Genomic DNA, 21,936 nt, shown 5'->3' on the forward strand with positions numbered 1-21,936 from the left:
GCCCGTACCTGTGAGGAGGCTGAGGATCCGTCGGGGGGCCCCTACTTCGAGACCTTGCGCTTGGCCGCCGTCTTCTTGGCGGCGGCGTTGCGGGCGGCCTTCTTGGCCAGTCTCGTGGGCGGCTCCTCCTTGGGGGCGACCCGTCCGCGTGGCTGCTTCGCGGCCCGTCCCTCGAGCAGCGGCGCGAGGAACCGACCGGTGTGGCTGTCGGGGTGCGCGGCCACCGTCTCGGGAGTGCCCTCCGCGACCACGATGCCGCCTCGTGACCCACCCTCGGGACCCATGTCGACCAGCCAGTCGGCGGTCTTGATGACGTCGAGGTTGTGCTCGATCACCAGCACCGTGTTGCCCGCGTCGACGAGCCTGCCCAGGACCAGGAGCAGCTTGCGGATGTCCTCGAAGTGCAGGCCGGTCGTCGGCTCGTCGAGGACGTAGACCGTGCGGCCGGTCGAGCGCTTCTGGAGCTCGCTGGAGAGCTTGACGCGCTGGGCCTCGCCGCCCGACAGGGTGGTGGCCGGCTGGCCGAGCCGGACGTAGCCGAGCCCGACCTCGCACAGTGTCTTCATGTGGCGCGCGATCGGCGGCACGGCGGCGAAGAAGTCCAGGGCCTCCTCGATCGGCATGTCGAGGACCTCGGCGATGGTCTTGCCCTTGTAGTGCACCTCGAGCGTCTCGCGGTTGTAGCGGGCGCCGTGGCAGACCTCGCACGGGACGTAGACGTCCGGCAGGAAGTTCATCTCGATCTTGATCGTGCCGTCACCGGAGCACGCCTCGCAGCGCCCGCCCTTGACGTTGAACGAGAAGCGGCCCTGCAGGTAGCCGCGCATCTTGGCCTCGGGGGTCGAGGCGAAGAGCTTGCGGACGTGGTCGAAGACCCCCGTGTACGTCGCGGGGTTGGACCGCGGCGTGCGCCCGATCGGCGACTGGTCGACGTGGATGACCTTGTCGACGTGCTCGGTGCCCGAGATCCGGGTGTGCCGTCCGGGGACCGTGCGGGCGTTGTAGATCTGCTTGGCCAGCGAGGTGTAGAGGATGTCGTTGACCAGGGTCGACTTGCCCGAGCCGGAGACGCCGGTGACCGCGCAGAAGACGCCGAGCGGGAAGCTCACGTCGACGTTGCGCAGGTTGTGCTCCTTGGCGCCGTGCACCGTGAGCTCGCGCCCCTTGGTGCGCGGGCGGCGGATCTCCGGGACCGGGATCTCGCGGCGTCCCGACAGGTACTGGCCGGTCATCGAGTCCGGGTGCTCGTAGAGGTCCTTGACCGTGCCGCTGTGGACCACCTGGCCACCGTGCTCACCCGCGCCGGGGCCGATGTCGACCACCCAGTCGGCGGTGCGGATGGTGTCCTCGTCGTGCTCCACGACGATCAGGGTGTTGCCGAGCTCCTTGAGCCGCACCAGCGTCTCGATGAGGCGCTGGTTGTCGCGCTGGTGCAGGCCGATGGACGGCTCGTCGAGGACGTAGAGGACGCCGACCAGCCCGGCGCCGATCTGGGTCGCCAGCCGGATGCGCTGGGCCTCGCCACCGGACAGCGATCCGGAGGGCCGGTCCAGGGAGAGGTAGTCGAGGCCCACGTCGAGCAGGAAGTTGAGACGCTCCTGGATCTCCTTGAGCACCCGCTCGGCGATCTGCTTCTCGCGCGGGGACAGCTCCAGGTCGCCCAGGTAGGCGGCGGCCTCGTTGATCGGCAGCGCGCAGACCTCGGCGATGTTCTTGCCGCCCTCGTCCTTGGGGCCGAGGGTGACCGACATGGAGACGGGCTTGAGCCGGCTCCCCCGGCACGCCGGGCAGGGCACCTCCCGCATGAAGCCCTCGAAGCGCTCCCGGCTGGTGTCGGACTCGGCCTCGGTGTGCCGGCGCTCGATGTAGGGGCGCACGCCCTCGAAGGCGGCGTAGTAGGACCGCTGGCGGCCGTAGCGGTTCTTGGTGACCACGTGGACCTTGGTCTTGTGGCCGTCGAGGATCGCGGTGCGGCTCTTGGCGTCCAGCTCGTCCCACGGGGTGTTGAGGTCGAAGCCGAGCTCCTCGCCGAGGGCGTTCATCAGGCGCAGGAAGTAGTCGGCCACGTGGGCGTTGCTCCACGGTTGGATGGCGCCCTCGCCGAGGGTGGCGCGGGAGTCGGGGACGACCAGCTCGGGGTCGACCTCCATCCGGGTGCCGAGGCCGTGGCACTGCGTGCAGGCGCCGAACGGCGAGTTGAAGGAGAACGACCGCGGCTCGAGCTCGTCGGTGTCGATGGTGTGCTCGTTGGGGCAGGCCATCCGCTCGGAGAACCGCATCTCGCGGCCCGGGTCCTTGGCGTCGAGGTCCACGAAGTCGAAGACCACCAGGCCGCTGGCCAGCCGCAGCGCGGTCTCGACCGAGTCAGTGAGGCGGCGCTTGCTGGAGGCCTTGACCGCGAGCCGGTCGACGACCACCTCGATGGTGTGCTTCTTCTGCTTGTCGAGCTTGGGCGGCTCCGCCAGCTGGTGGGTCTCGCCGTTGACGCGGGCGCGGCTGAAGCCGTCGGTCTGGAGCTGCCGGAACAGCTCGACGTACTCGCCCTTGCGGCCGCGGATGACCGGCGCCAGCACCTGGAAGCGGGCACCCTCCTCGAGGGTGAGGATCCTGTCGACGATCTGCTGGGGGGTCTGGCGCTCGATCGGGGCCCCGCAGACGGGGCAGTGGGGGCGGCCGGCGCGGGCGTAGAGCAGGCGCAGGTAGTCGTAGACCTCGGTGATGGTGCCGACGGTCGAGCGGGGGTTCTTGGAGGTGGACTTCTGGTCGATGGACACCGCGGGCGACAGGCCCTCGATGAAGTCGACGTCGGGCTTGTCCATCTGGCCGAGGAACTGGCGGGCGTAGGCCGACAGCGACTCGACGTAGCGGCGCTGGCCCTCGGCGAAGATCGTGTCGAACGCCAGGCTCGACTTGCCGGAGCCGGACAAGCCGGTGAACACGATGAGCGCGTCACGGGGCAGGTCGAGCGAGACGTCCTTGAGGTTGTGCTCGCGGGCGCCGCGGATGATCAGCTGGTCGGCCACAATGGTCCTCACTGCACAGGGATCCCCACCCGGGTGGTCACTCGAGCAGGGAGACGGGTTCGAACAAGTGTTCGTCACTCCGCGCCGGGTTGCAACCCGCCACGCGGTCAGTCATCGATCCTACGGGGCTGCACAGCACCCCCAGGTGTGTGTTGAATGACATCCATGACGGACACCGCTCCCCCGCAACCGGGGGCCGGGGCGCCCCCCTGGGTTCCCACCCAGCTCGAGCTCCTGACCGGGGCCGACCAGCGCCTCGTGCGCACCGTGGACGCCCTCACCGCCGAGGACCTCGCCCGGCCCTCCCTGCTCCCCGGCTGGTCGCGGGCGCACGTCGTCGCGCACCTGGCGCTCAACGCCGAGTCCCTCGAGCGGGTGCTCTCGGCCGCGGCGCGCGGCGAGCAGCAGCCGATGTACACCTCGCCCGACGCCCGCGCCGCCGACATCGAGGAGCTGGCAAAGGCCGAGGTCAGCGAGCTGCGCGAGCGGCTGATGGGCTCCACGCACTGCTTCGCCCGGGCCGCGACGTCCCTGTCGGGCGAGGACGCCTGGCACGGACGCTTCGAGCGTACGCCGGGTGGCGGCGCGACGTTCTCCGTCGCCACGGTGCCGCTGATGCGGCTGCGCGAGGTCGAGATCCACCACGTCGACCTCGACGCCGACTACACGCCCGACGAGTGGCCGGAGGCGTTCGACGCGGTCCTGATCGAGTCGATGACGAAGCGCCCCTACCCACGGCCGTTCCGCGTCCTGGCCCGCGACCTCGCTCGCACGTGGGACTTCGGCGACGGCGATCCCGTGGCCAACGTCACGGGCGACGCCGCCTCCTTGGGGTGGTGGCTGACCGGCCGCGGCGACGGCGCGGACCTGACCGTCGACCAGGACCGACTCCCGGAGGTGCCCTCGTGGTGAACGACCAGCAGCAGCCCGACGCCTACAGCGGCGACGTGTCCCCCGGTGGCGCGCCCGACGTCCGGACGATCGGCTGCATCACGATCACGAAGGTGGCGGTCGACCCGGAGATGTCCAACAACTGCTACCTGGTCCACTGCGGGGAGACCGACGAGCTCGTCCTGGTCGACGCCGCCGCGGAGGCACCGCGGCTGCTGGAGCTGGTGGGCGACCGGTCGCTGACGGCCGTGGTCACCACGCACCAGCACTGGGACCACCACCGGGCGCTTGCCGAGGTCGTCGCCGCGACCGGGGCGATGGTCGTCGCCGGCGAGGCCGATGCCGATGCGATCACCGAGCAGACCGGCGTCGAGGTGACCCGGCGCGTCGGCGACGGCGACCGGGTGGCGGTCGGCACCTGCGACCTTCAGGTCATCCACGTCGCCGGCCACACCCCCGGGTCTATCTGCCTGTACTGGCCCGAGGACGGCGGCCACCTCTTCACCGGCGACTCGCTCTTCCCGGGCGGGGTGGGCAACACGTTCGGCGACGACGACGCGTTCCGCCGGCTCGTCTCGGACGTGGAGACCAAGCTCTTCGACCCCCTCCCGGACAGCACCTGGTTCTACCCCGGCCACGGCGGCGACTCGACCCTCGGCACCGAGCGCCCGCACCTCGCCGAGTGGCGCGAGCGCGGCTGGTAGCAGGTCAGGCCGCGTCGTCCGGGTCGTCCGCCTCGTCCAGGGTGGCGCGTGCCGCGCGCACCTCGTCGACGTCGCCGAACGGGTTGCCGTCGAGGGACACGAACTTCTCCTGGTGGCGGCGGGCCCGTGGGACGCCCAGGGAGCGCAGCGCCTGGGAGACCGCGGTCATGAACGGTGCGGGGCCGCAGCAGAAGCTGGTCCACCCGTCGTACGACGCCGCGAAGGCGCGCAGCTGCTCCTGGCTCGGGAGTCCCTGGACCGACTCGAGCCAGTGCACGACCAGCAGCCGATCGGGGTGCTCGGCGGCCAGCGCGGCGAGGGGCCCGGCGAAGATGACCGACCGCTCGTCGCGGTTGGCGTAGAGGAGGACGACCCGGCCGGAGTGCTCGGCGAGGGCCGTGCGGACGATCGACATGATCGGCGTGATGCCCGACCCGCCGGCGAGGAGCAGGAGGTCGGCCGACCAGTCCCGGGGCGTGAAGATGCCCGACGGCGGCAGCACCCGCACGGTGTCACCGACCGCGAGGTGGTCGTGGATCCACCCCGAGGCATAGCCGCCCTCCGTGCGCTTGACCGTGACCGTGAGCGGCTCCCCGGGAGGGGTGCAGATCGAGTAGCAGCGCGGGACGAGACCCGTCCGCTCCGAGGGGATGGCGAGGGTGAGGAACTGGCCCGGCGCGAACGCGAAGCGGTCGGCGAGCTCGTCCGGCACCGTGAACGTGACCGACTTCGCGTCGTGCGTCTCGTCGACGATCTCGGCGACCTCGAGCAGGTAGGAGGAGTCAGGGGTCAACGTCGGCTCCGATCCGGGAGGCAGTGCGGGGACGTACGTCGGCAAGGATGCCGCGCTGCCCCCGACGAGGGCCCACCGGACCGGCTACGAGGGCCTCCTACTTGGTGCCCCAGATCCGCTCCTGCATGGCGGTGTCGCCCGCCGACTGGAACTTCACGACCTTGCCGTCGCGGAACGTCAGCACGTCGGCCTGGTCCGCGGTCTCGCCGTCGAGGGTGATCGACGTCAGGACCACCACGCGCTCGTCGTCGCCGAGGAAGTACTCCGGCCTCGTCGAGAAGCCCTTCCCCGCCAGCTGCATCCAGAAGTCGAGCACCTCCTTCTTGCCGCGTCTGGTGCCCGAGACCGCGCTGTTGCCAGCCGTGATCCACTCGATGTCGTCGGCGAGCTCCGCGCTGGCCGCCTCGACGTCCCCTGCGCTGAAGGCGGCGTAGGCCGCCTTGGTCTTCTCGATGTTCTCCTGCCCTGTCATGTCCATCCAGCTTCCCGGACCCGGCGGGTCCCTCTCGCACGCTATGACCGCCTCGGAGGTGGGGTCCATAGGCCGTACGGGCCCACCTCCTACGCTGGTCGGCATGAGTACCCGAGAGCTGACCGAAGCCACCTTCGAGGACACCGTGGTCGGTGGGGGCATCGTCCTCGTCGACTTCTGGGCCGAGTGGTGCGGCCCGTGCAAGCAGTTCGGACCGATCTTCGAGGCGGCGTCCGAGAAGCACCCCGACATCGTGTTCGCCAAGGTCGACACCGAGGCCGAGCAGCAGCTGGCGGGGATGGCGGGCATCTCGTCGATCCCGACGCTGATGCTCTTCCGCGACGGTGTCCTCCTCTTCAACCAGGCCGGGGCGCTGCCCCCGCAGGCGCTGGAGGGCGTCATCGAGCAGGCCCGCGAGCTCGACATGGACGCGATCCGCGCCCAGATCGCCGAGGCCGAGGCCAACCCGACCGAGCTCGACCTCGACTCGTTCGCCGCCGAGCACGCGGGCGGCGGTTACGTGCTCGACGTGCGCGAGCAGGAGGAGTTCACCGCCGGGCACGTGCCCGGAGCGGTGCACATCCCCATGAACGACGTCCCGCAGCGCCTCGCCGAGGTCCCGACCGACCGCCGCGTCCTCGTGATCTGCCAGAGCGGCGGCCGCAGCCGGGCGATCACGGAATACCTCCAGTCCAACGGCGTCGACGCGGTCAACGTGTCCGACGGCACCGCGGGCTGGGCCCAGCGCGGCTGGCCGCTGGACCGCTGAGCGGGAGCGCCCGATCCCCTCGGGTCGGGCGCCCGCCCGTCACCGGTGCGCGTCGAGCCAGGCGATGACGTCCCGGGCCACCTCGTCGCGGTTGGTCTCGTTGAAGATCTCGTGGCGCGCGTCGTCGTACACGCGCACCGTCACGTCCGTGACCCCGGCGTCGCGGTAGCGCTGTCCGAGGACCCGGACGAGGTCTCCCCCACCGGCGAGCGGGTCGGCCGAGCCGGAGGCCACCAGGATCGGCAGGTCGGCGCGGATCCGCGCGAGGGACGCCGGGTCGGCCAGCGTGGCCGCGGCACCGAAGAGCGCCGGCACGGTCTCGTCCGGGAGGTCGAAGCCGCACAGCGGGTCGGCGACGTACGCGTCGACCTCGGCCTCGTCCCGGGAGAGCCACTCGTAGCCGGTGCGCTGCTCGAAGCCGGCGTTGAACGCCTCCAGCCCGACCGGCCCCTCCGCCTGCGCCAGCCCGGCGGCGAGGAGGTCGAGGGCGGTCGAGCCGGACAGCACGACCCCGGCGTAGAGGTCGGAGTGCTCGAGGAGCACCGACTGCGCCGCGAACGAGCCCATCGAGTGGGCCACGAGGAAGAGCGGCAGCTCGCCGGAAGCCTCCCGCAGCGAGGCGCCGTACGCCGCGACGTCGGCGATGAGCCCGTCGAAGCCGACCGCACCGAAGTCGCCCGGACGGTCGACGACCGACGACCCGTGGCCGCGGTGGTCGGTGGCATGGACGACGTAGCCGGCCGCGTTGAGCGCGCGGGCGAGGCGGTCGTAGCGGGCCGCGTGCTCGGCGAGGCCGTGGGCGACCTGGACGACGCCGACCGGGTCGGCGACGTCGTCCCAGGTGTACGCCGCCAGGGCGGTCGCGTCGGACGGGGACGTGAAGGTGGAGCGGGAGGCGGTCATGGACCCACGCTAGGGCGCGGGCGCCTCGCGGTGCCCGTACGGCGCGCCCCGCGTGGCGCGGGGACGGCGTACGGGGACAATGGCGCCCATGGCACGGCGTACCGCGACACCACCCCCTCCCGACGACTTCGAGGAGCACATCCTCGACACCAACATCGGCGACGAGATGCAGTCCTCCTTCCTGGAGTACGCGTACTCGGTCATCTACTCCCGTGCGCTCCCGGACGCCCGCGACGGCCTCAAGCCGGTGCAGCGACGGATCCTGTACACGATGGACGAGATGGGCGTGCGCCCCGACCGGGGACACGTCAAGAGCGCCCGCGTGGTCGGCGAGGTGATGGGCAAGCTCCACCCCCACGGTGACGGTGCGATCTACGACGCCCTGGTGCGGATGGCGCAACCCTGGTCGATGCGGCTGCCGATGATCGACGGCCACGGCAACTTCGGCTCGCCCGACGACTCCCCCGCCGCGATGCGCTACACCGAGTGCCGGATGGCGCCGGCCGCAGCGGCGATGACCGCGTCCATCGACGAGGACACCGTCGACTTCAAGCCCAACTACGACTCGCGCGAGACCGAGCCCGTCGTCCTGCCGTCGGCGATCCCCAACCTGATCGTCAACGGCACCACCGGCATCGCGGTCGGCATGGCGACCAACATCGCCCCGCACAACCTTGTCGAGGTCGTCCAGGCCTTGCGGCACCTCATCACCACGCCAAAGGCGTCGCTGGACGACCTGATGCGCTTCATCCCCGGTCCCGACCTGCCCACGGGCGGCAAGATCGTGGGCCTCGACGGGATCCGCGACGCCTACGAGACCGGCCGCGGCACGTTCAAGATGCGCGCCACCGCCCGCGTCGAGGCGGTCACCGCCCGCAAGAAGGGCATCGTCGTCACCGAGCTCCCCTACGGCGTCGGCACCGAGCGGGTCATCGAGCGGATCAAGGCGCTGGTGCTGTCCAAGAAGCTCCAGGGCATCTCCGACATCAAGGACCTCACCGACCGCAACCACGGCCTGAGGCTGGTCATCGAGGTCAAGAACGGCTTCGTGCCCGAGGCGCTGCTCGAGCAGCTCTACAAGCTCACGCCGATGGAGGACTCCTTCGGCATCAACACCGTGGCCCTCGTCGACGGCCAGCCCCGCACGCTCGGCCTCAAGCAGCTGCTCGAGGTCTTCCTCGGCCACCGCTTCGAGGTCGTGCGCCGCCGCTCGGTGTTCCGTCGCCAGAAGGCCGCCGACCGCCTTCACCTCGTCGACGGCCTGCTCATCGCGATCCTCGACATCGACGAGGTCATCCAGGTGATCCGGACCTCCGACAACGCCGCGGCGGCCAAGGAGCGGCTCATCGACATCTTCGAGCTGTCCGACGTCCAGGCCGACTACATCCTCGACATGCCGCTGCGCCGGCTCACGAAGTTCAGCAAGCTCGAGCTGGACAAGGAGAAGGCGGAGCTGCTGCGCACCATCGAGCTGCTCGACGCGATCCTCGGCGACGAGAAGATGCTGCGGAAGGTGGTCTCCGACGAGCTGGCCGAGGTCGCCAAGACCTACGGCACGCCACGTCGTACGGTCCTGCTGGCCTCGAGCGGCGCGACCGCCACGGCCGCCACCCCGCTCGAGGTGGCCGACGACCCGTGCTTCGCCTACCTGTCGTCCAGCGGGCTGCTGGCCCGCTCGGGCAACGCCAGCGTCCCCGGGCAGGGCGAGGGCCGCGCCAACCACGACGTCATCGTCTCCGCGGTCCGTACGACGACGCGCGGCGAGGTCGGCGTGATCACCTCCCGCGGGCGGTTGCTGCGGCTCGGCGTGCTCGACATGCCGCAGCTGCCCGACTCGGCCAACGACCCCAACCTCCAGGGCGGCCTGCCGCTCAGCGAGATGCTCCAGCTCGAGGGCGGGGAGCGCGCGCTGGCGCTCACCTCGCTGGCCACCGAGGGTCCTGGGCTGGCCCTCGGCACCCGCGACGGCATCGTCAAGCGGGTCAACCCCGAGGTGCTCGGCCGCGACGAGTGGGACGTCATCTCGCTCAAGGACGGCGACGAGGTCGTCGGTGCCGTCGAGCTGGCGACCGGTGAGGAGAACCTCTGCTTCATCACCACCGACGCCCAGCTGCTGCACTTCGCTGCCGACGGCGTCCGCCCGCAGGGCCGTTCCGGCGGCGGCATCGCCGGGGTCCGGCTGACCTCGGGCGAGCGGGTCGCGTTCTTCGGCGCCCTCGACCCGACCACGGCGGTCGTCGTGACCGCCAGCGGCGCCTCGACGGCCCTGCCCGGCACCGAGGCCGGGGCCGTCAAGGTGACCCCCTTCACCGAGTACCCCGCCAAGGGGCGCGCCACCGGCGGCGTCCGCTGCCACCGCTTCCTCAAGGGCGAGGACACCCTGCTCACCGCCTGGGCCGGCCCGGCGCCCGCCCGGGCGGCCGCGGCCAGCGGGGCCCCGGTCGACCTGCCCGAGGCCACCGGCCGGCGGGACGGGTCCGGCATCCCCGCCGCCCAGCCGATCGCCGCGGTGGCCGGTCCGGTGGCGAGCACCGTGGCCGGCGACGCCGCAGCACCCGCGGCGGGCGACGTGCCCCCTACCGACGGTGTGGAAGGCTGATCTCATGACCTTCCCCGTGGCCCGCCGCCGACGTCGTACGCCCTCCCTCGCGTTCGCGGCGACCGTAGCCGGCGCGCTCCTGCTGGGCGGTTGCTCCGGTGGCGGCGACGACGCGGCCGCCGACGAGCAGACGCCCGAGGAGGTGCTCGCCGCGGCCGCGGACACGCTGGCCACGACCAGCGGTGTCGACCTCACCCTGTCCACGGAGGACCTGCCCGAGGGCGTCTCCGGCATCACCCGGGCCGACGGCGTCGCGACCAGCGCCCCCGCCTTCGAGGGCACCATCACCGTCATCTACGCCGGTCAGAGCGTCGACGTGCCGGTGATCGCCGTCGACCAGGTGGTCTACGCCCAGCTGCCCTTCACGACGGGGTACCAGGACATCGACCCCGGTGACTACGGCGCTCCCGACCCGGCCGCGCTGGTGAGCGAGGAGTCCGGCTTCGGCTCGCTGCTGGCCGTGACCGAGGGCGTCGAGGAGGGCGAGAGCGTCCGCGGCGGCGCCGACAACGCCGAGGTGCTCACGACCTACACCGGCACCGTCCCGGGCACGGCCATGAAGAAGGTCATCCCGAGCTCGTCGGGCGACAGCTTCGACGCCGAGTACCTCGTCAGCGACGACGGCGAGCTGCGCCAGGCCGTGCTCACCGGGGTCTTCTACCCCGACAGCACCGAGATGACCTACACCGTCGACCTCGCCGCCTACGGCACGACGCAGGACATCGTCGCTCCATGAGACCGGCGGCCGGACCGGACGCGTCCGGGGCCGGCTCCGCGCGCCTGCTGCTGGGACTGGCGGCCGTCGCGGTGGCCTTCGCTGCCGCCGACACCTACGTCGTGGTGCTGGCCCTGCCGGACATGATGACGTCGACCGGGGTGCCGATCGACCAGCTCCAGCGGGCGGCGCCGATCATCTCGGGCTTCCTGCTCGGCTACGTCGCCATGCTCCCGCTGATCGGCCGGATGGCCGACCTGCGCGGGCGGGTGCCGGTGCTGGTCTTCTCCCTGGTCCTCTTCGCGCTGGGCTCGCTGGTGACCGCCCTGGCCTACGACATGCCGTCGATGGTGGCCGGCCGCTTCCTCCAGGGCGTCGGAGGTGGTGGGCTCGTCCCCGCCACCCTGGCCCTGGTAGCCGACCTCTACCCGCCGCACCGGCGCGGCGTACCCCTCGGCGTCGTCTCGGCCGTGCAGGAGATCGGCTCGGTCATCGGGCCGCTGTTCGGGGCGGTCGTGCTCGCCTTCACCGACTGGCGGGCGATCTTCCTGATCAACCTGGCCGTCGGGCTGGTGCTCGCGGCGGCGATCCGCCGGGTCGCGCCGGCCCCGCACGAGGCCCGGCGCCGCGTGGACGTGGTCGGCCTGGGGCTCCTCGCCCTCACCCTGGTGGCCGGGTCCCTGGTGTTCCTGCGACCCCCGCCGCTGCTGCGCGACCTCACCTGGGGCCAGGCCTTCATCCCGTTCGCCGGCGACGGCCGGTGGCTCACCCCGGTCGGGGTCGTGGCCATGGCGGCCGCGGTCGCCTTCCTCGCCTGGTGCACCTTCGCCCGCGCTCCCCTCTTCGACGTACGCCGCTGGGTGGGCGCCCTGCGTGAGGCCGACCTCACCGGCGCGCTGCTGCTGGCCGTGGCGCTGGCCGGCGTCATCCTCGCCTTCGCCACCGCGGACCCCAAGGTGCAGGTCTTCTCCGACCAGGGCCTGTGGTTCCTGCTCGGCTCGGCGGTGGCCGCCGTGCTGTTCGTCGTGCACCTGCGTCGCTCGGCAGCGCCGCTGGTCCCCCGCGGTGCGCTGCGGCGTACCCCCGCGTGGGGGGCGCTGCTCGTCAGCTTCTTCATCGGGGCCGCGCTGATCGCGGCCCTCATCGACATCCCGCTGTTCGCCCGCACCACCGTCTACCCGGACTCGCAGCTGCTCGCAGCACTGGTGCTGGTGCGCTTCCTGGTGGCGCTGCCGGTGGGCGCGGTGGTCGGCGGCTACCTCATCCGCAGCCTGTCCCCCGGTGTGGTCACCGCGGCCGGGATGCTGCTGGCGGCGGTCGGGTTCGTGCTGATGACCCGCTGGGACCTCACCTCGCTGTCGGAGTGGACGGCCAACATCGCGCTGGTGGTGTGCGGCTTCGGCTTCGGCCTGGCCCTCGCCCCGGTCAACGCCGCGCTGCTCGCCTTCACCGACGACGACGTCCACGGGGTGGCGAGCGCCTTCGTGGTGGTCGCCCGCATGGTCGGCATGCTGGTCGGCATCTCGGCGCTCACGGTCATCGGGCTGCGCCGCTACTACGCCGAGCAGGCCGACGTGCCGCCCGTCCGCGAGGTCTGCGACGGGTCGAGCCGCTGCGACGAGTTCACCCGACTCCTCAAGCTGGCGGGCATCGCCCAGGAGCACGCCGTCTTCTGGGGCGCGGCCGGGTGTGCTGTCGTGGCTGGGGTGATGGCCCTGGTCCTGTTCGCCGGCGCGCGGACCGACCAGGTCAGTGCGCGCGACGCGCTGTCGGCGCACTGACCCGGCCCGGGGGGATCACCTCGTGTGGTGCACCTCCTGCAGCCCGTAGACCGGTGTGTCGATGCCCTCGAACCTCGCCTTGAGCTGCAGCGCGAGGTAGAGCGAGTAGTGCCGTGACTGGTGGAGGTTGCCCCCGTGCATCCAGAGGTTCTCGATCTGGGTCGGCTTCCACATGTTGCGCTGCTCGCCCTCCCACGGTCCGGGGTCCTTGGTGGTGTCGGAGCCCAGCCCCCACACCTTGCCCAGCCGGTCGGCGGTCTCCTGGTCGATGAGGTCGGCCACCCAGCCGTTCATCGACCCGTAACCGGTGGCCATCACGACCACGTCCGCCGGCAGCTCGGTGCCGTCCGCCAGCACCACCGCGTCCTGGGTGAGGTGGTCGATCTGGCCCTTCACCAGCTTGACGTCGCCGTTGGCCACCAGGTCGGCGGCGCCGACGTCGATGTAGTAGCCCGAGCCCCGGCGCAGGTACTTCATGAAGAGCCCGGACCCGTCGTCGCCCCAGTCGTGGTCGAAGCCGGCCGCCTCGAGCCGCTCGTAGAAGTCCTTGTCCTTCTCCGCCATCGCCTCGTAGGCCGGGATCTGGAAGGTGTGCAGGATCCGGTAGGGCAGCGACGCGAAGATCAGGTCGGCCTTCTCGGTCGTCACCCCGGCCTTCACGGCCCGCTCGGAGTAGAGGTCGCCCAGCCCGATCTCCATGAGGCTGTCGCTCTTGACGATGTGGGTGGAGCTGCGTTGCACCATCGTCACGTCGACGTCGTTCTCCCACAGCGCCCCGCAGATGTCGAAGGCGGAGTTGTTGCTGCCGATGACCACGACCTTCTTGCCCCGGTAGGCGTCCGGGCCGGGGTGGGCCGACGAGTGGTGCAGGTCGCCCTCGAAGACGTCCGTGCCGGGCACGTCGGGGATGTTGGGCTTGCCGGACATCCCGGTCGCGAAGACCAGCTGGGTCGGGCGCAGCGTGAGGGGCCTGCCCTCCCGCTCGACCTCGACGGTCCACTCGCCCGTCTCCTCGGAGTACGACGCGCTGGTCGCGGTCGTGCTCGACCAGTAGGGGACCTCCATGATCTTCGTGTACGACTCGAGCCAGTCGCCGATCTTGTCCTTCGGGGCGAAGACCGGCCAGTTGTCCGGGAACTTCAGGTAGGGCAGGTGGTCGTACCAGACCGGGTCGTGCAGGCACAGCGACTTGTAGCGGTTGCGCCACTGGTCGCCGGGCCGCGGGTGCTTGTCGATGACGAGGCTCGGGACCCCGAGCTGCCGCAGCCGGGCGCCGAGCGCGATGCCGCCCTGGCCGCCGCCGATCACCAGGACGTAGGGCTGCGTGGTGCTGCCGAGGCTCTCGGCCTCCTCCTGGCGGCGCTCGAGCCAGGTCTGGCGGCTCTTGTCCGCGCCGTGCTCGGCCCCTCGCGGGCGGTGCTCGTTGCGCGGCTCCTCGTGGCCCTTGAGCTCGTAGAGGGTCGTCAGGAAGGTGAACGCACGTCGCTCGCCGTCCTCCTCGATGAGCCGCAGCAGCCCGCGACCCCGGCCCACCGCGGTCTCGAAGAGGAACCACGCGGTCACCACGCCGTCGGCCTCGTCCGCCGGCTCGTCGAGGGCGAAGCCGGACGGGTCCGTGCCGGCCAGCGTCTGCTCCAGCAGCTGCTCGACTCCCTCGCGCCCCTCCACCGTGGTGATGTTCCAGCTGAAGGACACCAGGTCCCTCCAGTAGGACTCGGTGGCGAACAGGTGGGCGGCCGCCGGCACGTCCCGGGCGGACAGCGCCACCTCCAGGTTGTCCAGCCAGGCGGTGGCCACGGCGCTCGCGTCGGGCGTCTCGGTGGTCTCGGGTGGGTCCAGGGTCTGGGTCACGGGGTGTCTCCTTCCGACGTGACCCACGACACACCCGGTCGTAGGATCAGCGGCAGGGTTGCAGGGGGTTGCAACCACCAGGAGGCCGACATGGGCGAGGACCGCCGCCAGGGCGAGCGCGCGGCACGGCTCACCCGTGAGCGCGTGCTGTCCGGTGGCGCGGCCGCCGGGGTCGCCCGCCCCGAGATCAGCGCCTCGTGGCGCCGCGTGCGGGCCGGCGGCCTGGCCCCGGGCGCCGAGCCGGCCGTCGCCCCGCTGACCGAGGGCGAGGTCGAGTCGCGCCGGGCCTCGAGCGCCCTGTCCCCCCTGCTGCCCAGCATCACCGCGTCGCTGTCCCCCGTCGTCGACGACGGCCTGCTGGTGGTCGTCACCGACACCGACGGCCGCGTGCTGTGGCGGCGGGGCCGCACCGGCGTACGACGCCTCGCCGACCGGCTCGGCTTCGTGCAGGGCTCGGCGTGGACCGAGGCCAACGTCGGCACCAACGCCATCGGCACCTGCCTCGTCGTCGGCGAGCCCGTCCACATCCACGGCCCCGAGCACTATGTCGAGTCCCACACCCGGTGGAGCTGCGCCGCCTCCCCGGTGCTGGACCCGTGGACCGGCCGGACGCTGGGCGCGGTCGACATCAGCGGCCCGGCGTACGCCGTCCAGCGCTCCGTGCTGGCCCTTGTCGGCGTCACCGCCCGGCTGGCCGCCGCCGAGGTCCGCAACGAGCACGCCGTGGCGCTCGAGCGGCTGCGCGCGTACGCCGCCCCCGTCGTCGCCCGGGTCGGTGGCCGCACCCTCGCGGTCGATCCCAGCGGCCACATCGCCGCCGTCACCGGGTTCACGGCGCCCGACCGGCTCCTCCTGCCACCGGATCTCTCCCCCGAGTCGACGTGGCTGCCCACCCTCGGCGCCGTCACCGTGGAGCCGCTGCCCGGCGGCTGGCTGGTCCGCCTCGGCGACGAGCACCCGCAGGCGACCGAGCTCGTCCTCGATCTCCGCGGCCGCCCCGAGCTGCGGGTCCGCACCCCCAGCCACGCCTGGCAGCACCACCCCAGTCCCCGGCACGCCGAGATCCTGCTCGCGCTGGTGCGCTCCCCCGGCGGCCGGACCGCCGCGGAGCTCGCCGACGACCTCTTCGCCGACCCGAGCCGGGTGGTGACCGTGCGGGCGGAGATGTCGCGGCTGCGGCGCACCCTGGGCTCGCTGCTCGAGGCCCAGCCCTACCGGATCGTCCCGTCGGTGCCGGTCTCGGTGCTGCTGCCGGACCACGGTCCCGCCATCGAGGGGTCCAGCGCGCCGGTCGTCGCAACGGGTTGACCCCGTCCTCCGCTACTGTCTGGCGTCGTGGACGACTTCAGTGACCTGATGGCCGCCAACCGCGCCTTCGCCGACGACTTCGCGCTCGGCGGCTTCGACGGCGTGGCCCACGCCGGCGTCGCCATCGTGACGTGCATGGACAGCCGGATCGACCCGTTGCGGATGCTGGGCCTCCAGCACGGCGACGCCAAGATCTTCCGCAACCCGGGTGGCCGCGTCACCAGCGCCGCGCTCGAGGCGCTCGTGCTCGGCGTGCACCTGCTCGGCGTCGAGCGGGTCCTGGTCGTGCCCCACACCCGGTGCGCGATGGCCGCCAACACCGAGGCCGAGCTGCGGGTCAAGGTCGGCGAGTCGGCCGGCCTCGACGCGTCGTGGCAGCAGTTCCACGTCATCGCCGACCAGGTCGCCGCCCTCGAGGAGGACGTGCGCAAGGTGCGGTCCCACCCGCTCATCCCCGACACGGTCAAGGTCGGCGGGTTCCTCTACCACGTCGACACGGGCCTGCTCGAGCAGAAGCTGTGACGCTCGACGCCACCGTCGTCGCGATCTTCCTGGCCGTGGCGGGTGCGGCGCTGGGGGCCGGGGTGTGGTGGATCACCGCCCAGGCAGCGGCCGGGCGCAGCACCCCCGGCAGCACGGGCATCCACACCCGCGGCACGACCGCCTCCGACGAGGGCTGGGTGCGCGGCCACGAGGTGGCCCTTCCCTGGACGGTCGCGGGCCGCTACGCCGCGGGCGTCGTCGCCCTCGCGACCCTGGCCGCGGTGGGAGCCGGCAACGCCGCCCCGTGGGGCATCCTCCTGGGCCTGGCGACCATCGGCACGGTGCTGATCACCTGGTTCGGTGCCGTGGCCGCGATCAACCGCGCCCTGCCGGACTGACGCGTCGTACACGCGCGGACACAACCCCGGTCACCCGGTCCGGCCCACGCTCACGACCCGCCGCAGCGGTCAGTTGTGTCCGCGTGTCCACGCGCGCCGGCGCCCGTCGTACGGACCTATCGGACGTCTCACGTGCCGACCACGCGCTCGCGAGGACGACGATCGCGGCCGTTCGGTCCGTACGACGGTCAGCGCGGTACGACGACCACCTGGTGCTCGTCCTCGTAGACCACGCGCCCGGGGTCGTCGGACTCCACCCGCTCCCACGCGATGCCGTGGCGATCCAGGAGGTCGAGGTGGCCCCGGGTGGCCTCGACCAGGTGACTGGCGGCGGGCACCTTGAACCACGCCACCGCCTCCGGGTTGACCGCCCGGTCGTAGACCAGCGGGTCCACGGTCGAGGGATCCGGGTAGGCGTCGTCGAACCAGCGGTTCATGCGCACGCGGTACGCCTCGTCCGCGACGGAGAGGCCGCCGCCGCGGCCCAGCACGTTGACCAGCCCGAAGACGCCGACGTGGATGCCGCGGGACGACGGCTCCGGGCTCTGGAACCGGACGAAGCGGCTCACGCGTCGAGCGTCTCCATGTCCACGTCGTAGGCACCTTGGACGATGAACTCCTTGCGCGGCGCCACGTCGGAGCCCATCAGCAGCTCGAAGACGTGCGCGGAGACCTCCGCATCGTCGACGGTGAGCCGGCGCAGGGTGCGGTGCCGCGGGTCCATCGTGGTCTCCGCCAGCTGGTCGGCGTCCATCTCGCCGAGGCCCTTGTAGCGCTGCACCGGGTCCTTCCAGCGGACTCCTCGTTTCTTCAGCTCGGCGAGCTTGCGCTGCAATTCGTCGTCCGAATACGTGTAGACGTACTTGTCCATACCCTTCTTGGGGTTGGAGATCTCGATCCGGTGCAGGGGCGGCACGGCGGTGAAGACCCGGCCGGAGGTGACGAGGTCGGGCATGTACTTGAAGAAGAGCGTCGCCAGCAGGCAGCGGATGTGGGCGCCGTCGGAGTCGGCGTCGGCCATGAAGATGATCCGGCCGTAGCGCGTGGCGTCGAGGTCGAAGGTGCGGCCCGAGCCCGCGCCGACCACCTGGATGATCGAGGCGCACTCGGCGTTCTTGAGCATGTCGCCGACCGAGGCCTTCTGCACGTTGAGGATCTTGCCGCGGATGGGCAGGAGCGCCTGGTACTCCGAGTTGCGGGCCAGCTTGGCCGTGCCGAGCGCCGAGTCACCCTCGACGATGAAGAGCTCGGTGCGCTCGTTGTCGGCGGCGCGGCAGTCGGCGAGCTTGGCCGGCAGGGCCGAGGACTCCAGGGCGTTCTTGCGACGCTGGGTCTCCTTGTGCTGCTTGGCGGCGATCCGGGTCTTGGAGGCCCCGACGACCTTCTCCATGACCAGCTTGGCCTGAGCCTTCTCGGCCCGCTTGGTCGAGGTGAGGAAGCCCTTGAGCTCCGCCGCCACGACCTTGCGGACCACGGTGCGCGCCGCCGGCGTGCCGAGGATCTCCTTGGTCTGGCCCTCGAACTGGGGCTCGGCCAGCCGCACGGTCACCACGGCCGTCATGCCCTCGAGCACGTCGTCCTTGATCACGTTGTCGTCGTTGACCTTGAGCACCTTGGAGGAGCGCATCACGTCGTTGAAGGTCGCGGTGATCGCCTGCTCGAAGCCGCTGAGGTGGGTGCCGCCCTTGGGCGTCGCGATGACGTTGACGTAGGAGCGCACCTGGGTGTCGTAGGTGTGGGACCAGCGCAGCGCCACGTCGACGGTGAGCTCGCGCTCCACCTCCTGCGGCGTCATGTGGCCGTAGTCGTCGAGCAGAGGCACGGTCTCGGTGAAGGTGTCGCTGCCCTGGAGCCGGAGGATGTCGGTCACCGGCTCGCCGGACGACAGGTAGTCGGCGAACTCCGAGATGCCGCCCTCGTGGAGGAACTTCTCCTCGACCGGCTCGGGGCCGCGGCGGTCCCGGATCACCAGCTCGAGGCCCGGGACGATGTACGACGTCTGCCGGGCTCGGCCGAGGAGCCCCTCGAACTCGACGGTGGCGTCCTTGGTGAAGATCTGCCGGTCCGGCCAGAAGTGGATGCGGGTGCCCGTCCTGCCCTTGGCGACCCGCTTGCCCTTGCGGGTCATGCCGGAGGCCGGCGTGAAGGTCGCGCCCGGGCCCTCGCCGTCGAAGGTGCCGGGCACGCCGCGCTGGAACGAGATCCCCTGCTGGGACGGCGAGCGGTCCACGTCGATGTCCATCCGCGACGAGAGCGCGTTGACGACCGACAGGCCGACTCCGTGCAGGCCGCCGGTCGCGACGTACGAGCCGCCGCCGAACTTGCCACCGGCGTGCAGCTTGGTGGCCACGACCTCGACGCCGGGGAGCCCGGTCTTGGGCTCCTTGTCCGTCGGGATGCCGCGACCGTCGTCGTGGACCTCGATGGAGCCGTCGGGGTGGAGCGTCACCTCGACCCGGTGGGCGACGCCCGCCAGGGCCTCGTCGACACCGTTGTCGATGATCTCCCACAGGCAGTGCATGAGCCCGCGGGTGTCGGTCGACCCGATGTACATGCCGGGCCGCTTGCGCACGGCCTCCAGGCCCTCGAGGACGAGGAGGTGCGCTGCGTTGTAGGTGTTGTCCGCCGGTGCTGCCACAAGGGAAGAACCTACCTGCGACACGCCGTACGACCACGCAGGCACGCTGCCACGCAACCGTCCCCGACCGGTCTAGCGTCGTACCTCACACGAGGCAACAAGCGCACCGTACCGATCCGGATGTCCCACGGTGTCGAACAATGACCACAGGGCAACCCCATCAGTGTCACTATGGAGGGGTCACCACCGCACCACCCGCGGGGAATCTTTTCCCCGGGGGCTACGTTGGGCCAGACACCGATGGAGAGAAAAGAGGCCGATGTGACCACTGCCATTGCCCCCCAGCCCGCCGCCCTGACGGCAGGCGACCGCTGCGACCGCTGCGGTGCCCAGGCCTACCTGCGGGTGGAGCTCCAGACCGGTGGCGAGCTGCTGTTCTGCGCCCACCACGCACGGGAGCACGGCGACAAGCTCCGGGAGGTGGCCTCGACCGTCCAGGACGAGACCCACAAGCTCTCGGCGACGCCCGCCACCCCCGAGGACTGAGCGCCCCGACCCCCAGACCACCACAGCGGCCCCGGACACCATGTCCGGGGCCGCTCCTCATTTCACGCCCGCCACCTCGCCCGACCGCCGCCCGGCGGTAGCGTCCCTCCGTTGTGGCAGGCTCCCGCGCGTGACCCTCACCGAAGTCGTGATCGCGATCCTGATCGCCGTCGGCATCGCCGGCATCGTCGTGCCCGTGCTGCCCGGCACGATCCTCGTCCTGGGCGCGATCCTCGTCTGGGCCACCGAGGTCGGCACCTCGACCGCCTGGATCGTGTTCGCGGTGGCCGCGACCTTCCTGGTGATCGGCGCCGTGGTGAAGTACGCACTGCCCGGCAAGCGGCTCAAGGAGGCGGGGGTCCCCCGCTCCACGCTGCTCTTCGGCGGCGCGCTCGCCTTCGTGGGCTTCTTCGTGGTGCCGGTGGTCGGGCTCTTCGTCGGCTTCGTCCTCGGTGTGTACGCCGCGGAGCGTCGCCGTCTCGGCGCCGCGGCCGCCTGGCCGGCCACGAAGCACGCGCTCAAGGCGGTGGGCATCTCCATCCTCGTCGAGGCCCTGGCGGCGGTCCTGGCGGCCCTCACGTGGATCGTGGGCATCCTGGTGACGCCCTGATGGGGGTGCTGCTGGCCCTGGGGGCCGCGCTGGCCTACGGCCTGTCCGACTTCATCGGCGGCCTCGCGTCGCGGCGTACCTCGGCCTGGGCGGTGGCGTTCGTCGCCGCGGTCGGCTCCCTCGTCGGGGCCGTCGCCCTGGCCCTCGCGGTCCCCGGCGACGCCACCCGGACGGACCTGGCCTGGGGCGCGCTGGCCGGGATCGGCAGCGGCACCGGCGGCGCCTTCCTCTACCGCGGGTTCGCCGCGGGCCGCATGGGCGTGGTGGCCCCGGTGTCCGCCGTGGGTGCCGCGCTGCTGCCCGTCGTGGTGGCCGTGAGCACCGGGGAACGCCCCTCCGCACTGGTGTGGGTCGGCATCGTGGCCGCCGTGCCGGGCATCTGGCTGGTGAGCCGCGAGCCCGAGCGCGACGGCGGGCTCGCCGCCGGGCTCGTGGACGGCGTCCTGGCCGGGGCGGGCTTCGGGCTGCTCTTCGCGGCCGTGGGCCAGGTGCCCGAGGAGGCGGGCTGGTGGCCCACTGCGGTCACCCAGGCCGTGGCCCTCATCGCGGTGGCCCTCACGGCCACGGCGCTGCGCGTCAGCTGGGTGCCCCGGCACGCGACCGAGCTCTGGGGACTCCTGGCAGGACTGCTCGCGACCACCGCGGTCGTGTGCTTCCTGCTGGCCACCCAGACCGGGATGCTCACCATCGCGGCCGTCGTCACGTCGCTCTACCCCGCGTTCACGATCCTGCTGGCCGCCACCGTGCTGCACGAGCGGATCCACGGCCTCCAGGGACTCGGCCTGGCGTGCTGCGGGGTCGCCGTCGCGCTCGTTGCGGCCGGCTGAGCGCTCCCCGCCGGACCAGCCGTGCGTGGGCTCAGCTGGGCGCGAGCCAGGTGCCGAACCGACGGGTGCCGGGCGACCAGTCCACGACCGCGTGGACGCCGTCGTACAGGTCGGTCATCAGGACGCTGACGCGGGCCGACGACGGGTCCCGGAGGCAGTCGCGCGAGATCCGCACCACCGCGACCTCCGTGCGCCAGCGCAGACGCACCGAGTGCTCGCACTGGAGCGGTGTGCTGGAGGCCTGCCACCGGCGCACCCGCGCGAGCTGGTAGTCGGTGCCGGCGCTGAGGCCGGTGTTGAGCACGTACTCGGGCCCGCGGCGTCCCCGGTCGACGTCGACGTAGGTGCTCAGGCCGGCGTTGTTGCGGCGGCGCAGGTCGTCGAAGCGGACCCGGGCGACCACCTGCGTGGTGGAGTGGCGCACCGTCGTGGCCAGGACGTCGGTGCGCGACTCGGGCGTCTCCGCCGCGTCCGGCAGCGTCTGGGTGGTCGCGTGCGCCGCCGTCGGGACCGTCAGCACGGCGAGCGCGGACGCGAGCGCCAGGCCCAGCCCGGTCGTCGTGTGCTTCATGAGATCTTCCCCCTGTGGTCTCGCGGTGCCTGCGCCGCCGCGGCCCGGTCGAGGCATGCAGCCCCCCGCTCACGCCTGTCCGCAGGCTATCGGGTGCGGTGCGGACGAGGCGTC

Annotated in this window: 20 protein-coding genes; 12 read left to right on the forward strand and 8 right to left on the reverse strand. The window is 71.9% G+C overall.

Going from position 1 to position 21,936, the window contains the following annotated elements; all coding sequences use genetic code 11:
- Positions 1–41: 41 nt before the first annotated feature.
- Positions 42–3,023 (reverse strand): excinuclease ABC subunit UvrA, encoded by a 2,982-nt coding sequence (gene uvrA, locus DAE25_RS08370; protein WP_107765737.1) that lies wholly within the window; start codon positions 3,021–3,023, stop codon positions 42–44.
- Between the two features lie 165 nt (positions 3,024–3,188).
- Here uvrA and DAE25_RS08375 point away from each other — a divergent pair, with 165 nt between their 5' ends.
- Both DAE25_RS08375 and DAE25_RS08380 read left to right on the forward strand, forming a co-directional pair.
- Complete coding sequence (locus DAE25_RS08375; protein ID WP_159083643.1) at positions 3,189–3,935, forward strand: maleylpyruvate isomerase family mycothiol-dependent enzyme; 747 nt, start codon at positions 3,189–3,191, stop codon at positions 3,933–3,935.
- Complete coding sequence (locus DAE25_RS08380) at positions 3,932–4,618, forward strand: MBL fold metallo-hydrolase (RefSeq protein WP_234410923.1); 687 nt, start codon at positions 3,932–3,934, stop codon at positions 4,616–4,618. The genes DAE25_RS08375 and DAE25_RS08380 overlap by 4 nt, the downstream gene beginning before the upstream one ends.
- 4 nt (positions 4,619–4,622) lie before the next feature.
- Here the strand turns inward: DAE25_RS08380 and DAE25_RS08385 are convergent, their stop codons facing one another.
- The gene (locus DAE25_RS08385; RefSeq protein ID WP_107765739.1) at positions 4,623–5,411 is read right to left on the reverse strand and encodes a ferredoxin reductase domain-containing protein; all 789 of its coding nucleotides are present in this window, start codon (positions 5,409–5,411) and stop codon (positions 4,623–4,625) included.
- A 97-nt stretch (positions 5,412–5,508) separates the two neighbouring features.
- A complete protein-coding gene (locus DAE25_RS08390) occupies positions 5,509–5,883 on the reverse strand; it encodes a nuclear transport factor 2 family protein (protein WP_107765923.1) in 375 nt (124 codons plus the stop codon).
- Positions 5,884–5,986: 103 nt separating this feature from the next.
- Here DAE25_RS08390 and trxA point away from each other — a divergent pair, with 103 nt between their 5' ends.
- Complete coding sequence (gene trxA / locus DAE25_RS24200; protein WP_159083644.1) at positions 5,987–6,652, forward strand: thioredoxin; 666 nt, start codon at positions 5,987–5,989, stop codon at positions 6,650–6,652.
- Positions 6,653–6,691: 39 nt separating this feature from the next.
- Here trxA and DAE25_RS08400 read toward each other — a convergent pair whose 3' ends face one another.
- A complete protein-coding gene (locus tag DAE25_RS08400) occupies positions 6,692–7,555 on the reverse strand; it encodes an alpha/beta fold hydrolase (protein ID WP_107765740.1) in 864 nt (287 codons plus the stop codon).
- An 88-nt stretch (positions 7,556–7,643) separates the two neighbouring features.
- Here DAE25_RS08400 and DAE25_RS08405 point away from each other — a divergent pair, with 88 nt between their 5' ends.
- From DAE25_RS08405 to DAE25_RS08415, 3 genes are read left to right on the forward strand one after another with little or no spacing between them, the layout of a single operon-like run.
- On the forward strand, positions 7,644–10,154 hold the full coding sequence (locus DAE25_RS08405) for a DNA gyrase/topoisomerase IV subunit A (RefSeq protein ID WP_107765741.1): 2,511 nt from the start codon (positions 7,644–7,646) through the stop codon (positions 10,152–10,154).
- Between the two features lie 4 nt (positions 10,155–10,158).
- A complete protein-coding gene (locus tag DAE25_RS08410) occupies positions 10,159–10,890 on the forward strand; it encodes an LppX_LprAFG lipoprotein (RefSeq protein ID WP_107765742.1) in 732 nt (243 codons plus the stop codon).
- Complete coding sequence (locus DAE25_RS08415) at positions 10,887–12,650, forward strand: MFS transporter (protein ID WP_107765743.1); 1,764 nt, start codon at positions 10,887–10,889, stop codon at positions 12,648–12,650. The genes DAE25_RS08410 and DAE25_RS08415 overlap by 4 nt, the downstream gene beginning before the upstream one ends.
- A gap of 15 nt (positions 12,651–12,665) precedes the next feature.
- Here the strand turns inward: DAE25_RS08415 and DAE25_RS08420 are convergent, their stop codons facing one another.
- Positions 12,666–14,501, reverse strand: coding sequence for an NAD(P)/FAD-dependent oxidoreductase (locus tag DAE25_RS08420; RefSeq protein ID WP_107765744.1), 1,836 nt, complete (start codon positions 14,499–14,501; stop codon positions 12,666–12,668).
- A 90-nt stretch (positions 14,502–14,591) separates the two neighbouring features.
- Between DAE25_RS08420 and DAE25_RS08425 the strand changes: the two genes are divergently transcribed.
- Genes DAE25_RS08425 through DAE25_RS08435 form a run of 3 tightly spaced genes read left to right on the forward strand, consistent with a single transcriptional unit; the run spans position 14,592 to position 16,690 of the window.
- Entirely contained in the window at positions 14,592–15,809 is a 1,218-nt protein-coding gene (locus DAE25_RS08425; RefSeq protein WP_107765745.1) for a GAF domain-containing protein, read from the forward strand.
- Positions 15,810–15,836: 27 nt separating this feature from the next.
- Positions 15,837–16,331 (forward strand): beta-class carbonic anhydrase, encoded by a 495-nt coding sequence (locus DAE25_RS08430; RefSeq protein ID WP_234410924.1) that lies wholly within the window; start codon positions 15,837–15,839, stop codon positions 16,329–16,331.
- On the forward strand, positions 16,328–16,690 hold the full coding sequence (locus tag DAE25_RS08435; RefSeq protein ID WP_107765746.1) for a hypothetical protein: 363 nt from the start codon (positions 16,328–16,330) through the stop codon (positions 16,688–16,690). Before DAE25_RS08430 ends, DAE25_RS08435 begins: the two co-directional genes overlap by 4 nt.
- A 188-nt stretch (positions 16,691–16,878) precedes the next feature.
- Here the strand turns inward: DAE25_RS08435 and DAE25_RS08440 are convergent, their stop codons facing one another.
- Positions 16,879–17,259, reverse strand: a complete 381-nt coding sequence (locus DAE25_RS08440; RefSeq protein ID WP_107765747.1) for a hypothetical protein — start codon at positions 17,257–17,259, stop codon at positions 16,879–16,881.
- Positions 17,256–19,328: a DNA gyrase/topoisomerase IV subunit B gene (locus tag DAE25_RS08445; RefSeq protein ID WP_234410925.1), complete on the reverse strand. Its 2,073-nt coding sequence runs from the start codon at positions 19,326–19,328 to the stop codon at positions 17,256–17,258. Before DAE25_RS08445 ends, DAE25_RS08440 begins: the two co-directional genes overlap by 4 nt.
- A gap of 240 nt (positions 19,329–19,568) precedes the next feature.
- On the opposite strand from DAE25_RS08445, the gene DAE25_RS08450 reads away from it, so the two are divergent.
- The 3 genes from DAE25_RS08450 (at position 19,569) to DAE25_RS08460 (ending at position 21,251) form a co-directional block, all read left to right on the forward strand.
- On the forward strand, positions 19,569–19,814 hold the full coding sequence (locus DAE25_RS08450) for a DUF7455 domain-containing protein (protein ID WP_107765749.1): 246 nt from the start codon (positions 19,569–19,571) through the stop codon (positions 19,812–19,814).
- Between the two features lie 130 nt (positions 19,815–19,944).
- On the forward strand, positions 19,945–20,424 hold the full coding sequence (locus DAE25_RS08455) for a DUF456 domain-containing protein (RefSeq protein ID WP_234410926.1): 480 nt from the start codon (positions 19,945–19,947) through the stop codon (positions 20,422–20,424).
- A complete protein-coding gene (locus DAE25_RS08460) occupies positions 20,424–21,251 on the forward strand; it encodes a DMT family transporter (protein WP_107765751.1) in 828 nt (275 codons plus the stop codon). Before DAE25_RS08455 ends, DAE25_RS08460 begins: the two co-directional genes overlap by 1 nt.
- A gap of 31 nt (positions 21,252–21,282) precedes the next feature.
- Here the strand turns inward: DAE25_RS08460 and DAE25_RS08465 are convergent, their stop codons facing one another.
- Complete coding sequence (locus DAE25_RS08465) at positions 21,283–21,822, reverse strand: hypothetical protein (protein ID WP_107765752.1); 540 nt, start codon at positions 21,820–21,822, stop codon at positions 21,283–21,285.
- Positions 21,823–21,936: the final 114 nt, after the last annotated feature.

The sequence above is a fragment of the Nocardioides terrigena genome (assembly GCF_003047265.1).
Classification (GTDB): Bacteria; Actinomycetota; Actinomycetes; order Propionibacteriales; family Nocardioidaceae; genus Nocardioides; species Nocardioides terrigena.